Source organism: Candidatus Neomarinimicrobiota bacterium (assembly GCA_030743815.1).
Lineage (GTDB): Bacteria > Fidelibacterota > Marinisomatia > Marinisomatales > S15-B10 > UBA2146.
This window is the reverse complement of the sequence record JASLRT010000013.1, coordinates 1-14160: the sequence shown is the minus strand read 5'-3', so window position 1 is coordinate 14160 and position 14160 is coordinate 1. Positions and strand designations below refer to the sequence as shown.

Annotated in this window: 14 protein-coding genes and 1 riboswitch; of the genes, 8 read left to right on the top strand and 6 right to left on the bottom strand. The window is 50.4% G+C overall.

All coding sequences use genetic code 11. The annotated features are described in order from the left end of the window. From QF669_01275 to QF669_01265, 3 genes are all read right to left on the bottom strand, one after another. The coding region (locus QF669_01275) for an adenosine deaminase (GenBank protein ID MDP6456077.1) at positions 1-232 on the bottom strand (232 nt) is incomplete at its 3' end. Beyond that, complete coding sequence (locus QF669_01270; protein MDP6456076.1) at positions 233-2104, bottom strand: oligopeptide transporter, OPT family; 1872 nt, start codon at positions 2102-2104, stop codon at positions 233-235. Positions 2105-2166: 62 nt separating this feature from the next. Next, positions 2167-2859 carry a class I SAM-dependent methyltransferase gene (locus QF669_01265; GenBank protein MDP6456075.1) on the bottom strand — a complete coding sequence of 231 codons (693 nt, stop codon included), beginning with the start codon at positions 2857-2859 and terminating at the stop codon, positions 2167-2169. 157 nt (positions 2860-3016) lie between these two features. Next, positions 3017-3121, top strand: a riboswitch (TPP riboswitch). Here QF669_01265 and QF669_01260 point away from each other — a divergent pair. Next, positions 3113-5449, top strand: a complete 2337-nt coding sequence (locus QF669_01260; protein ID MDP6456074.1) for a TonB-dependent receptor — start codon at positions 3113-3115, stop codon at positions 5447-5449. Its footprint overlaps the riboswitch before it by 9 nt. Before the next feature lie 74 nt (positions 5450-5523). Here the strand turns inward: QF669_01260 and QF669_01255 are convergent, their stop codons facing one another. From QF669_01255 to QF669_01245, 3 genes are read right to left on the bottom strand one after another with little or no spacing between them, the layout of a single operon-like run. After that, on the bottom strand, positions 5524-5895 hold the full coding sequence (locus tag QF669_01255; protein ID MDP6456073.1) for an Mth938-like domain-containing protein: 372 nt from the start codon (positions 5893-5895) through the stop codon (positions 5524-5526). Then, positions 5892-6500 (bottom strand): peptide-methionine (S)-S-oxide reductase MsrA, encoded by a 609-nt coding sequence (gene msrA, locus QF669_01250; GenBank protein ID MDP6456072.1) that lies wholly within the window; start codon positions 6498-6500, stop codon positions 5892-5894. The genes QF669_01255 and msrA overlap by 4 nt, the downstream gene beginning before the upstream one ends. Then, a complete protein-coding gene (locus QF669_01245; protein ID MDP6456071.1) occupies positions 6493-6864 on the bottom strand; it encodes an amidohydrolase family protein in 372 nt (123 codons plus the stop codon). The genes msrA and QF669_01245 overlap by 8 nt, the downstream gene beginning before the upstream one ends. A gap of 10 nt (positions 6865-6874) precedes the next feature. Between QF669_01245 and polA the strand changes: the two genes are divergently transcribed. The 7 genes from polA to QF669_01210 all read left to right on the top strand — a co-directional run. Beyond that, positions 6875-9598, top strand: coding sequence for a DNA polymerase I (polA, locus tag QF669_01240; protein ID MDP6456070.1), 2724 nt, complete (start codon positions 6875-6877; stop codon positions 9596-9598). Between the two features lie 121 nt (positions 9599-9719). After that, entirely contained in the window at positions 9720-10625 is a 906-nt protein-coding gene (locus QF669_01235; GenBank protein ID MDP6456069.1) for an ABC transporter ATP-binding protein, read from the top strand. Continuing rightward, positions 10622-11377, top strand: coding sequence for a hypothetical protein (locus QF669_01230; protein ID MDP6456068.1), 756 nt, complete (start codon positions 10622-10624; stop codon positions 11375-11377). Before QF669_01235 ends, QF669_01230 begins: the two co-directional genes overlap by 4 nt. Next, entirely contained in the window at positions 11374-11838 is a 465-nt protein-coding gene (locus QF669_01225) for a hypothetical protein (GenBank protein ID MDP6456067.1), read from the top strand. Before QF669_01230 ends, QF669_01225 begins: the two co-directional genes overlap by 4 nt. Continuing rightward, positions 11828-12787, top strand: a complete 960-nt coding sequence (locus QF669_01220) for a BadF/BadG/BcrA/BcrD ATPase family protein (protein ID MDP6456066.1) — start codon at positions 11828-11830, stop codon at positions 12785-12787. The genes QF669_01225 and QF669_01220 overlap by 11 nt, the downstream gene beginning before the upstream one ends. Beyond that, positions 12780-13889, top strand: coding sequence for an alanine racemase (gene alr, locus QF669_01215; protein MDP6456065.1), 1110 nt, complete (start codon positions 12780-12782; stop codon positions 13887-13889). The genes QF669_01220 and alr overlap by 8 nt, the downstream gene beginning before the upstream one ends. Further along, positions 13876-14160, top strand: a 285-nt coding sequence (locus tag QF669_01210) for a hypothetical protein (GenBank protein MDP6456064.1), incomplete at its 3' end; no start/stop codon positions are given. The genes alr and QF669_01210, both read left to right, overlap by 14 nt.

Below are 14160 nucleotides of genomic sequence, written 5' to 3'. Positions count from 1 at the left end.
GAGTCTGCAATGTGCTGAGAGTCAGCTCAAACCTGTCGATATATTCCTCCAGTGTACATCGTCTTTTGCCGATGGCAAGGATCTTGTGCAGTTCTTCGGGATCGGTAACCGGGAGCTCAACCTTGTCTTTTTGCGCCTGGTTGATCATGGACTCAACCCGAAGTGAACCGTCGAGATGACAATGAAGCTCAACCTTGGGCAGTGAGTGTAGTATATCTCGTGATATCTTCATCTAATTCCGAGTCACCGTGCGATAAATCCAATAGATTACGGCTAGGAAGAGGACAGGACCAAGGAGAGAAAATCCTTCAACGGTGGGCCACCAGTCCTTATCGGCAGTTATGAAGATTGGCACAGCGACGAGGATTCCCATGAGCGCTTCTCCAGTAATGAGACCGGAAGCCATAAGGAGACCTTTCTTCTTGGCAGACTCACTAGCACCTGATCTGTTACCCATATGGGCGATCATTCCGCCAACAAAAATCGGTACCGACAGTTCGATGGGCAGATAGATTCCAACCGCTACGGCAAGGACGGGAACGCGGAAGTCGGAGCCTTTGCTCTCCTGGCGAAGATCGATAAGAATAATAAAGACGCCAATAACGGCGCCAAACGCGACCATATTCCACGGCAAATTACCGGTGAAGACTCCGTTGGCTACCGATTTCATGAGCGTTGCTTGTGGCGCCGACAGGGTGGGAGAGCCGATGACATAAGCGGTATGCAGAATGTCCAGTACTAGCCCGAGAACGACGGCAGCTGCGAGGACTCCGACACACTGCATCAGCTGCTGTTTCCACGGTGTAGCGCCTACAATATTACCCGTTTTCAGATCCTGGAGATTGTCACCTCCGATAGCCGCTGCGCAACAGACAACTGCACCTACAAGGATGGCTCCAGCTGCTCCGGTAGTGGAAGTCGACCCGAGGAGTGCCAGCAACAGGAGGGAAGCAAAGAGGATGGTTGCAATCGTTACGCCGGAGATGGGATTGTTAGAGGAACCGACCACCCCTGCCATGTACGCAGCCACAGCTGAAAAGAGGAAGCCGAAAATCATCATGACGATAGAAAGTAGAGCTGCGATATTGGCCGATTCGAGTATACCTATATAAAGAAAGAAGACCGGTACTAGCAGTACTAGCAGGCCGAAGCCGACGTAGTTGATGGGAAAATCTCGTTCCTCGCGCCGGACGGATGCGCCTGATTGAGCGTGCCTGACGGCATCTAGACTCGCCTTCACTCCTTGCGCAAGGGGCTTCATTAGCTTGAGAAGAGACCATATGCCTCCCACCACCATGGCGCCCACACCCAGATAACGGATCTGAGAGTTCCAGATCTGCCAGGCGGCATCCATTGGATCTCCCTCAAAGCCGTAAATGGTTGAATAGATGGGAATGGCAATCGCCCACGAAATGAGTCCGCCTGAGAAGACGAGGATCGAGATGTTGCGTCCAACGATGTAGCCGACAGATATAAGCGCGGGTGAAAGGTCAGAGCCGATGCCGAAAATGGCTCCGCCTACCGATCTTGCCCCCTCCACAGCAGCGTGCCACATGGAGAATCCCTGTTGCGCAATCTTCATCAGGCCGCCTGCCAGACCCGCAAGCCCGATGAGTCTGATTCCCTCTGAGGCGTCAGCTGTCGTCTTCTCTTTAGCTGCCTCACCAGCTTTCAGCACTTCTGCCGTGGCGATACCTTCTGGATAACGCAGCTTTGCTTCGAGGATTAGCGCCCGCCGCAACGGAACGGTGAAGAGAACACCGATGAGTCCGCCGATGGCGGAGATCTTTGCCACTTCAACATAGTTGAATTCTGTCCAGTAGCCCATGAGTACAAGGGCCGGAATAGTAAAAATCACTCCTGCCGCCAGCGATTCACCAGCCGAGGCAGCCGTCTGAACAATGTTGTTCTCAAGAATGTTGGATTTCCGAAAGAGACTGAGAACTCCCATTGAAATTACGGCGGCGGGGATAGAGGCTGAAACTGTCATACCAGCAAACAAGCCAAGGTAGGCATTCGCACCTGCCAGCACAGCCGATAGAATAATGCCAAGCACGACAGCCTTAAAGGTGATTTCGGGAAATGGAGTGGATCGATCTGTCATGTGAGGCTCCCAGATTGGTGACGTGAAAATAGAGCGGGTGTCATCAAGAATGCAAGCAGATGCTATTTTTTCTCAAAAACTGATAGAAGATTGTCTCTAAAGGGTTTCAAGGGTCCCCGTTTAGATATCAAATGCCAGAAGAAAAACAGCAGGAAAAGGTATCGTCTGTCATAGGTCGCACCCTGAACGTAGTCCAACTCAATCAACCTCAAACCTTTTACGCCGCGTCGCATTTGGGAAGCCGAGTTGAAGCGATAATAGGTGGGAAGGATATCCTCCTCTTCTACCTTGTAAAGTGAGCGTAACATTTTTTGCTTCAACCTATAAGGTAATAGACGGGCGAAAGCGACGAACGGACTCCACACATTCGTTGTAATAACGATAACTTTACCATTCTGTTTCAGCACGCGTTCAATGTCAGCGAAGCCAGTCTCAGTATCAGGAAGGTGTTCTACCACAAAGCGCAGTGTGATGAGATCGAAAGAGTCACTGCGGAAAGGGAGATGTTGCATATCGGCTTGAAGGAAAGGTACCGGATGACGGTTTTCTGCTATCTGAATATCTAATCCTATTGCCAGCCGGCCCCGGTTTCCAAATCTGAAGACGGCCTCGTTGCGGCCGCAACCGATGTCAAGCCATTTCGACTTCTCTGTCAAATGAGCGGTGAGAAGATCGTCATACGCTTCCCAACGTTGTCTGAAGTGCGGATCCAGTCTGCGGATAATTCTTCTTGCCCAATCTTCATTGACCGTCATATCAGGGGCCCCGTTCAATTTCGCTTTGCAGCAGTATTGGCACCAATATAATTTCCGCAAGGTGAACCCACTTGTGCCACTATTTCCCTATCATAACTGAATTGTAACTCCAAATTGACGTATAGGTTGATCAAATGGAAGAAAGGGGGTAGATTGTTCCTGATTACAGGGGTGCTTTCCTGGAGCCAGAGGGAAGGCTGAGAACAAACCCTTGGAACCTGATCTGGATAATGCCAGCGAAGGGAGGCATGAAATGAAACAATCAAGCGATTTCCTCTTCAGACTGAAGGGGATTTTTATTTTCCTGATTCTGATATTTAGTGTCACTGCACAAAATACCATCACTTTTTCGGGACAGGTAGTTGATACCGAAATCGGCAGACCTATTGCCGGGGCAAATGTGATCAGTGGAGAGATAGGCACGACCACCGATAATGAAGGCTCCTTTACGATAGAGATACCGAAAGGGGAGGTGGTCACCATCTCCTTCATCGGCTATGAACCGGCTACAGTTACTCCTTCTGGAAAGCAGATCACAGTGGAACTGGTACGCACCGTTCTAAGGGGGGAAGAGATAGTAGTGCTGGCCAACCGGGCGGTGGCGGGAGTTACCCCCGTAGCATTTTCCACGTTAACTCCGGAGGAGATCAGTCAGCGCTACACAGTTGAAGACGTCCCCATGACTCTGGCCAGAGAGCCGGGGGTCTACGCCTACAGCGAGAGCGGCAACGGTACCGGCTATTCCTACGTATCCATCCGAGGGTTCGATCAGAGCCGTATCTCAGTAATGCTCGATAATGTGCCGCTCAACGACAATGAGAGTCATCAGGTCTACTGGGTGGACCATGGGGATATCCTGTCTGACGCCAAAGATGTCCAGATTCAGCGGGGGATTGGTAACTCGCTTTACGGTTCAGCTGCCTTTGGCGGCTCCATCAACGTTCTGACACAGATCGCTTCCGACCAGAAAGAGTTGAGTGCGTCGGTGACGGGAGGTTCTTTCAACACAATCAAGTACCGAGCCAAAGTAAATTCCGGGAGAATGCTGGGTAACAACCTCAGCTTGACCGCCCGTGTTAGTCAAATTGAGTCTGACGGCTACCGGGAATACCACGAAAGTTTGCAGCGTTCCGTGTTCGTGGGGCTTGAGCATCGCGGCGAGAAAATAACTAATCAGTTTCGCGCCAATATAGGCTACGAGAATACCGACCTGAACTGGGACGGTATTGCCGCGGCGGATATCAGCGACCGCACACTGCGCCGGGCAGGATACAAGTCGTACACGGACGACTTTTTGCAGCAAATCTACTCCCTCAACACGAGCTACCAGATCAAGCCGGGGATGTATTTCCATAATGTAGGCTATCTGGTACTCGGTTCCGGCTACTATGAGGTATTTAAAAGCGGCCGCGACTTCTACTCGTATAACCTCGACGTGGATGATCACTATTCGGACGTGGAGGAGCTGGGGATGGAGACAGACCTCCTGAGAAGGAAATGGATCGTGAATCGGTACTACGGCATCGTGCCGACTGTAACGTGGATGACCGGTCCACTTCGGTTTGATCTGGGCAGCGAGATCCGATTTTACTCAGGCGATCATTTCGGAGAAGTCACTAATTTCTCGAATGCGGTCCTTGTGACTAGATTTGGAGAAGAGTGGTATAAATATTACCAGTATATCGGCACGAAACGGTCCTTTAGTGCCTTTGCCCATATCGTCTATTCCATGAATGATCGACTTAAGCTGATAGCAGATATTCAGCTTCAGGGCCACCAGTGGGAGCTCGATCAGAAGATGATCGGCCACGCCGCTGGGCACCAGCTTTCGGCGGACTGGGGTTTTATCAATCCCCGGGCCGGCTTTGTATTCGCGGTAACGGATCAGCTTGCCGTTTTCGGTAACTACGGAAAATCGCAGAAGGAGCCGGCCGACAGCCAGATCATTGAGGCCGACGACGTCTGGAGCAATCCTGTCATGGCGGCGGCGGAAGGTGTCGATGACATTGAACTCGGAGCAAATCTTTCCGCGGGCGCGCTGTCCGGGACGGTCAATCTGTACCGCATCACCTACGCCAATGAGCAGCTGAAGAACATCGACGTTGAGCAGGAAGGCGAGTACGACTACTACGCCGCCGACGGAACCGTTCATCAGGGAGTTGAATTTGAGGCCGCTTATCGGATTAGTTCACACCTTACCTTGAGCTTGAATGGCACTGTGGCTCAAAATACACTTAACTCAGGTGACTATGATGGAAATTTGCTTCCCAACGTCCCGGACCGGCTGTTAAACGCATCGGTCCTGCTCCAGCCGTTAGAGAATCTGATACTGTTTTCGGATGTGCGTTATGTGGGGAAGCAGTACATTGATAACGAGAATACGCGGCAGGGAGTCATCGATCCTTTCACGCTGGTGAATGCTGGTGCCAGGTACCGGTTTGGAGATGCCGAACTTTCGGCAAAGATCAACAACGTCTTCGATGTTCTCTACGCTACATTTGGTTACGGTTACGAGTGGGACGGCTACTGGGCCTACTACTGGCCCGGGGCGACCCGTAGCTACAGTCTGACAGTCAGCTACTCACTGTAGAAGATTCTCGGCGGTATCGAATTTGGTTCCGATGCCAGAGATCAGAGCGGGGCCACTCTGTGGGGGAGGCTGTCTCAGCAGGTTGAGTGGAACAGGCCGCCCACCCGCTTTTCCGCAGAAAGATCGTTGTACAGGTCGACTGCTTCCTCAGTGGGGAGGACGTGGCAGGTTATCCCTTTTTCTTCCAGCATGGTCAGCGTTTCGGGACAGACCTTCAGGCGCTTGAGCATCCCTCTGGAGAGGACGATCACTTCGGCGCTGTTGTTAACGAGTTCTTCCACATCGGCGGGCTGAATCCCCGGTGAATGGCGCGTTCCGGTCTCGTTCCAGTCCCACGCACGCACACCTCCGGGATATGCCTTGATATCCTTGAAAACACCATGGTGTGCCACTTCCATCTGGCCCCAGCTCAGAGAGGTTATTCCCGGAGATTTGCGGGAGTTCATTTGAGTTTCAGTTTCTTCAGCTTTGGTTCGATTGCGAGACGACAGTAAGATGCCTCCGGATTGTTCTCAAAATAGTCCTGATGATAGTTCTCAGCCTCATAGAATTCCGTGAGTGACACAATCTTTGTCACGATCTTGTCACCGTACTTGCCCGATTTTGACTGTTCAGCTTTTGATTTCTCAGCTTTCACCTTCTGTTCGGAGTCGTGGTAGAATATAGCTGACCTGTACTGCGTTCCGATGTCGTTACCTTGCCGGTTGAGGGTTGTCGGATCGTGAGCCCGCCAGAAGACTTCGAGGATTTCTTCATACGTAACCTTGCGGGCGTCAAACGTGATTTGGGCAGTTTCGGCGTGACCGGTTGTTCCTGTACACACCTGTTCATAAGTCGGGTGTGGAACCGTCCCGCCGGCATAGCCGACTTCGATATCCACCACGCCATCGATCCGTTGGTAGATCGCTTCCACACACCAGAAACATCCGGCGCCGAAGGTGGCCTTTTCGTGACTCTTCATTCTTAGATCTCCCGAGATGAACGTCTGTAGCCCGAAGAATAGAACTGTCAGTTGGAACAGTGCAATCCTTTCAGGTTTCGGTCTATTCAAAGTCCTGATCAGGCCTTGCCTGATCATAAACAAGCTCGTCCTCTACTACAAACGTCTGATTAACTGTAACGTCTCTGATAGACTGATCTGACAGCTCAAACAAGTTTTGAGAGAGAACCGCAAAGTCAGCTACCTTTCCAACCTCAAGAGTACCTTTGGTGCCCTCTTGAAAGATAATGTACGCACCATTTCGCGTGTAGCCAATGACTGCTCTTTCCGAACTCAGTTTTCCCTCACGAAGAATTTCACACTTATCCCGGCATGAACGACAGAGGAAACACCGGTACAAAGCAATCATTTTGGACAGGTTCAGTTTGTTAGGGAGAAGGGAGAATTCAATTGAAGTCACCAAGTCTGCCGTCATAACTTCCGCCGTGGATCCTTCGTCGAAAAAACGTCTCTTCCTTATAGACGGCTATGCTTTAGTGTATCGCGCTCACTTTGCAATGATCCGCAATCCGCTCATTACCTCAGATGGCCGTCACACCAGCGCCTTGTTCGGATTCATCAACTCCATGTTCAAACTACTTCGGGATGAGGATCCCGATCATATCGTCATCGTGTTTGATGGCAAGGAGAAGACTTTCCGTCATGAAATGTATCCGCAATACAAGGCCACTCGCGAAAAGATGCCTGACGAACTTCGAGCTCAACTCCCGGATCTCTGGAAACTTACTGAAGCGATGAAGCTTCCACGGCTCGAAGTGGGTGGTTACGAGGCAGACGATGTTATAGGAGCGTTGGCAGTTCGGGCGAAAGAAGCCGGCCTGCATGCATACATTGTCAGCGGTGATAAAGACTTTATGCAACTGGTGAATGATTCAGTATTCATGTATAGTCCAGGACGCCAGAGCGATACTACCGCTGTTATCGATGGCGAAAGAGTGAAGGACAAATGGGGTGTAGAACCCGGAAAGATTACCGATCTCTTCGGGCTTATGGGCGATTCATCCGATAATGTTCCCGGCGTTCCGGGCGTGGGGGAGAAGACAGCTTTGAAACTTCTGCAGCAGTACGGCAGTTTCGATTCCGTTCTTGAGCACGCTCATGAGGTGCAGAACAAGCGCGCCAGGGAAGGACTCATCAATGGAGAGGATGTAGCAAGACTTTCAAAAGAGCTTGTGACCATCAGGACAGACGTACCCCTTGAAGTGACAATAGATGATCTTGAACGCAGAGATTTTGACTTTGAAGCCATGGTGGCAATCTTTCACGATCTGGAGTTTTTCCGCCTCCAGGGACAGCTGAATGCGTTCCGGGGAGAGGGGGTCGCTGCTGAGGTCAGCGAAATCGCGAAAGACTATACAACCGTGAATTCGATGAACGACCTGAAAAAGATGATAGCATCTCTAGAATCAGCCGATCTAATCGCTATGGATATAGAATCGACCAGCACCGATCCTATGCGGGCGGAGATTGTCGGGGTCAGTTTTTCCGTAAGAGATAATTGTGGGTGGTACGTCCCGATTCTGTTTCCGGAGAAGAGGAAGCCGCTCTTCGCCGGCAAAGGCGACGATCTCAAAGCTGTGCTGAAACTGCTGCAACCGCTGTTTGAGGATTCATCGCTGGCCAAGTGTGGTCAGAATGTCAAATATGATATGCTTATTCTGAAGCGTCACGGCATTGATGTGCACGGAGTGGAGTGCGACACTATGCTGGCCGCTCACCTGCTGAAGCCTGAAGCCCGTTCCTACAAGCTTGACTACTTGAGCCAGGAGCACCTGCACTACCACATGCAGCCGATCACCGATCTCATCGGCAAAGGCAAGAATCAGCTCACCATGGATCAGGTAGAGTTGGATAAGGTTTCTTTCTACGCCGCTGAAGATGCAGACGTCTGCCGTCAGCTCGTTCCCATCCTGAAAGAAAAACTTGAAGAGTCAGATCTTTCTGAATTCTACAGTAAGGTTGAAGCGCCGCTGATCCCGGTGCTATTGCAGATGGAATATAACGGCGTCTACGTGGACGAAGTCATGATGAAGGAGATGTCCGTGTGGATGGAAAAGAAGCTCGATACCTTCACGAGAGAGATATACGCCGTTGCCGGTACCAGCTTCAATCTGAACTCTCCTCAGCAGCTGGCTGTAATCCTTTTTGATACGCTGAAGTTGCCGCAGATCCGCCGCCGTTCCACAAACGTTAATGTATTAGGGGCGCTCGAGAGCCATCACCCTCTGCCAGCGAAGATTCTGGAGTACCGCAAGTTCCAGAAGCTCAAGTCAACTTACGTTGATGCCATCCCGAAGCTGATCCATACTGACACCGGCCGCATCCATTCCTCCTTCAGTCAGACAGTGGCGGCTACCGGACGCCTCGCCAGCAGCAATCCCAACTTCCAAAACATCCCCATCCGGGCTGAAGAGGGTCGTGAAATCCGCAAGGCGTTCAGACCTCAGGAGGAAGGGTGGGTCATTCTTTCGGCTGATTATTCCCAGATAGAACTGCGTATCATGGCACATTTGAGTGGCGATGAAACCCTGAAGGAAGCCTTCGCGAAAGGGGAGGATATTCACGCCCATACCGCCGGCAACATCTTCGGTGTAGAGGTAAAGGATGTACTGCAGGAAATGCGTCGCACGGCGAAGGTAGTGAATTTTGGTGTCATGTACGGCGCCGGGCCGTTCAGGATGTCGCAGGAATTGGGCATCCCGTTGGACGAGTCGCGTAAGGTTATTGAGGCCTATTTTGCGCGTTATGCCGGTATCAGAGACTTTATTGATGCAACACTCGATTTTGCACGTAAGGAGAAGTATGTTCAGACCATGCTTGGCCGCCGGCGCTATTGCTACGATATCGACGATGCCAATCAGAGGGTCAGAAGCGCCGCCGAGAGAGCCACAATCAATATGCCGATTCAGGGAACCGCGGCGGAGATGATCAAATTGGCGATGATCAAGATTCATCAACGATTGAAGAGTGAGAACTTCGAGAGCAGGATGATTCTTCAGATCCACGATGAACTACTGTTTGAGGTACCACAGAAAGAATTGGATCGTGTGCGGGAGATGGTAGTTCAGGAGATGGAGGCAGCGCTGGCATTGGATGTGCCTGTGGTCGTAGATTGGGGCATAGGCGAATCGTGGTTTGAAGCGCATTAGGCATTGACTATTGAATGTTTTCTGTTTTCGATTGAGGCGTACTTCTCTGACTTAGAACTTGTCCTCTTATCGCAGATAGTAAATAGAAATTCGAAAGTAAGAAATGGAAGCATCTGTATCATTGAAAAAAATCGGTAAGGTCCTGAATAGCAGGTCCATTCTCTCTGGTCTATCTTTCGGGATTGAGCGGGGATCGATGACCGTCATAGTGGGAGATAATGATGCTGGAAAGAGTACACTGTTGAAGGTTATTGCCGGCATAGCAAAACCGGAGTTCGGTAACGTTTTCGTAAACGGGCTTGATGTTCGGATGCGCAAGAACGAGACCAGCACTGTGGTGGGTTACATGCCGCAGTCTCCCGATTTCGATTGCCAGCTTACTATCAGGCAAAACCTGATTTTTCAAGGCATGTTGCATAATCTGGATAAAGATAACATCAGAAGGCGGGTACGCAAGCTGGCAGATACCTTTGAAATATCAGAATATCTGGATGACTTTCCGGAGAGCCTGTCGCGAGGACTTCTGAAGCGTGCCATGCTTATCAAGGCATTGATCCACAATCCTGAGATTCTACTACTTGATGAGCCAACGTCGTCTCTCGATATTCGATCAAGATATATTGTCTGGAACTATCTTCTGAGCAAGAAGGGGAATAAAACTATCATATTTACCACTCAATATATTGAAGAGGCGGAGAGGATTCACGACCGAATAGTCATAATGCATCGCGGTAAAGTGATTCTGGATGGTACGCTGGACAAACTGTTGTCAGATACCGGTGAACTTCATCATTTCCAGATTCACTTCGAACTGTTGCCTGATGAGCTGTATGATAATCTGATAAAACTGACCACGCTGGTGAGTCCCTCAAAGATTGGAGAAATCTTCGATTTCTATGCTCGCGAAAGAAAAGTATTGTTTGACGTAATCAGGATGGCCATTGAATCAGAATTGGTGGACTACCGTGCCGATAAAGTCGGGTTGGAAACGCTGATATTGACTTCAAGAGAGAGACTTCACGAATGAAACTGACGACTCTCTTCTTCCGTCGGCGACTCTGGATCCTGGTACATCACTGGCTGACCGAGCTGTCTCTGACCCTCCTTCTACCTGTGGTTGTATACCTCTCCATTGTTTTCGGACTTAAAAATATCTTGCAGAATGTGATTGAGGGAATCCTTTTTGAAGCGTGGGTTCAGCCCGGTCTTGTCTTTGTAGTCGTACTGGTATCGTCTTATTTTCCCCTGTTTTCAGATCTGTTTGAAAATCGCCGCACAGAAAGTTTTTATGAGTCCATCATGGCTACGCCGAACTCCAGCACGGGTCTAGCTTCAGCCCTGATCTTTGCCATGATACCGGAGGTTTTGATAAGGGCATTTATTGCTATCATTATTCTCCAGTTTTTGAGTGGGCTGTTTCTTCCGATATTGCCTATGATTGGATTTCTGTTCTTCATTCTAATCTTTGCTTTGCTGGTTGTGAACCTTTCGTTTACCCTGGCTCTTGTAACCAAAAGTTCTGTCCTGCACCTTTTTGGTGTCTTTACCATCTTCTTGGCCATCATCTTCTCGTCTGGCTGGATCATTCCGCTGGAGTCTTTTCCGGTCTCACTCGAGAATGTGTTTGCACTGCTACCTACTGCCATGCTGATAAACGGGGGACGGGAACTTATATTCAGCATGCACCTCACTTTAATCACCTGGCTGGTTCCGCTGCTCATCGCTATCGTATGGCAACTGCTCAATATGTTTCTCTTTACGAGAGTCATGATACGATGATAGTTTATCTTTCGGGTGCTATCGAAAATGCACCTGACAGTGGGGGGGGTTGGCGGGAGGAGATGAGTCTCTGGCTTAAAGAAACTTTGCAGCACGATTCCTTTAATCCCGTCGAAGTAGAGAAAACACTGTTGACAGAAGAAGAACTGGAGAACTTCCGATCGTGGAAAACAGATGACTATGATCGCTTTAAGAAGGTCGTACGGAGAATCATCGATAATGATCTGACTTATCTGCTGAATGAGACCGATTATGTCGTCTGTTTCTGGGATGAGCATGTCCTGGCAGGTGGCGGAACACATGGTGAGGTTACGCTGGCCTATCATCAAGGCATACCCGTCTATACTGTTCTCGGCATGCCGTGCCATGAAGTCAGTTCTTGGATTCTCGGATGTTGTACAGAAGAGTTCGAGAGTTTCGATTTACTAAGGCAGTTTCTTGAGGAGCGGTATGGCAAATGAACGATGGATTCTTTCCATCGATGGCGGCGGTTCAAAGACCGATCTTCTTCTACTTGACACTATCGCCAGGAGAGGATTCATCGTCACTGGCAACGGCACCAATCCTAATGTGTATGGACAGAACGGTATCCGGGATCTGGAGAATCTGATAGGTCAAGTTCTTTCTCGAGCTTCATGTGATGCTGCTGATGTTGAGGCATGCGTAGTGGGAATGGCCGGTATCAGCAACCGTAAGTACAAGCCGGCTCTGGAGACGATGCTGGAAACGACCTTTGCGGCCAGCGACGTTAATCTTACCAGTGATGCCGAACTGGCACACCACTCCATCTGGCGTGGCAATCCCGGGATTACACTGATCGCCGGGACTGGAAGCATCGTCATCGGTATCGATAGCGAAGGTCGCCTTCACAGAGCGGGAGGAGTCGGTTTTACGGCGGGGGATGAAGGGAGTGGCTACTGGCTCGGCAAATCGATCTTGACACAGCTAATCACCAATGAACGCTCGTCAGACGAGGATGTCGTCGAACTGAAGGAAGCTGTAAGCGAGTTCTTCGGCAAGACAGAGTTTGAGGAAGTGCTGCAAAGTGTATCACTCTTGCGGGGAACGGTCTCAAGCGTGGCCGCTGTCGCACCCATTGTTCTGTCTATCGCTGAAAGTGAGAATTTCCTTGCATCTCAAGTGGTATCTCACGGCGCTGAGAAGCTCGCCGAGATGGTGGAGGAGGTATCTGAAAAGATGGGGCTGAAGGCCGAGAGTCTCTCCCTCGGTTGCTGTGGTTCACTCATTAAACAATCACTGTTTTATAGAGATCAGGTTGAAGAATTCCTCCTGTTAAGTTATGCAGACGTGGAATGGGTAACTGACGATCATCTTCCCGTTTTCGGCGGGCTGGCACTGATGGATACCGATATTGATGAATGGTCACAACTGGACATTGAGCATGTATAGTCCTGTAGCGGAAGTTCACCTGGACAGGCTCATCCGCAATTATGAGAAGGTGAATGCTCGGGTGGGAGACGCTCAGGTAATGCCGGTGGTAAAAGCTGACGGCTATGGTCATGGGGCGGTACCGGTGACTCAGGCGCTGGAAGAAGCCGGCGCTGATTTCTTCGGCGTCTTCACCATGGGCGAGGCGCTGGAGCTCAGGAGAGCAGGTATCGGAGGGGAAATCCTGACCTTCGAATGTCTGAACGGAGATGTTCTCGAATTAGCTGTGGAAAATAATATAACCGTGAATATGTCATGGCATGATCAGATAAAAATGCTCTCAGATTTTGCAGCGGAAAAAGGGGCGTGTCCCAAAGTTCACCTTAAGGTAGATACAGGTATGACGCGCCTCGGTGTCTTGATGGACGAGGTGGAGAAGATACTGGACGAGCTGAAGAACCATCCTGAAATACATCTGGAAGGGATCTATTCCCACTATGCTACCTCCGATGAAGGCGATAAGAGCTATGCTGACCTTCAGACAGAGCGATTCGCGCAAACTGTGGGCCTCGCCGAAGAAATCGGCCTCGATCTTAAGTATTGCCATATTTCCAACAGCGGCAGTGTGCTGGATATGCACCAATCGTACTTCAACCTGGTGCGTGTCGGGATGATTCTCTACGGTGCCTATCCATCCGATGAGACCTCTGAATCGATTGATCTCGAGCCTGCCATGAACTTTACGGGACCCGTCGTGCAGCTCAAGCGTGTGCAGGCCGGCACGCCTGTCAGTTATGGATCTGTGTACGCCCCCGACAGTGACGCTTACATTGCTGTGGTACAGACAGGTTTCGCTGATGGAATGCCGCGTAACTGGTTCAGGGAAGGTTATGTCGGATACAAAGGGAGTAACTATCGCATAGCGGGGCGTGTCTGCATGGATCAGTTCATGGTCAACTTTGGCGATGATAAACCGGCAATGGGCGACCATGTACTCATTTTCGGGGACGACGGCAAGAATCGAATCCCACTGGAGGAGATCGCCCAGAAGACTGACCTTACCACCTACGTGCTGATGACCGCCATCGGGGGGCGAACAAGGAGAATTTATGTGGAAGGGTAAGATTCTCCACGGTGTCGTAATCCTGATGGCCGGTTATATGACCGGCTGTGCCCAAATGCCATCGATGGGACCGGAAGATCTGGCGCCGTTAAAGCTGGCAGATCTATCCTTGGAAGAGAAAGTCGGACAGATGTTCATGGTGAGGTATACCGGTGACTTTTACCGAAATGATGCCGGCAGGTTTCAGAAGGTGAAGCGGCTTATCACTGAGCGCCACCTCGGCGGTGTTATCACTTTCGTAGGGTCAGTTCACGGAACAGTGGCGAACCTG

Coding starts and splice junctions, on each gene's coding strand:
- QF669_01270 (MDP6456076.1), bottom strand. CDS start 2,104: ATGACAGATCGATCCACTCCATTTCCCGAAATCACCTTTAAGGCTGTC.
- QF669_01265 (MDP6456075.1), bottom strand. CDS start 2,859: ATGACGGTCAATGAAGATTGGGCAAGAAGAATTATCCGCAGACTGGAT.
- QF669_01260 (MDP6456074.1), top strand. CDS start 3,113: ATGAAACAATCAAGCGATTTCCTCTTCAGACTGAAGGGGATTTTTATT.
- QF669_01255 (MDP6456073.1), bottom strand. CDS start 5,895: ATGAACTCCCGCAAATCTCCGGGAATAACCTCTCTGAGCTGGGGCCAG.
- QF669_01245 (MDP6456071.1), bottom strand. CDS start 6,864: ATGACGGCAGACTTGGTGACTTCAATTGAATTCTCCCTTCTCCCTAAC.
- QF669_01230 (MDP6456068.1), top strand. CDS start 10,622: ATGAAACTGACGACTCTCTTCTTCCGTCGGCGACTCTGGATCCTGGTA.
- QF669_01225 (MDP6456067.1), top strand. CDS start 11,374: ATGATAGTTTATCTTTCGGGTGCTATCGAAAATGCACCTGACAGTGGG.
- QF669_01220 (MDP6456066.1), top strand. CDS start 11,828: ATGGCAAATGAACGATGGATTCTTTCCATCGATGGCGGCGGTTCAAAG.
- alr (MDP6456065.1), top strand. CDS start 12,780: ATGTATAGTCCTGTAGCGGAAGTTCACCTGGACAGGCTCATCCGCAAT.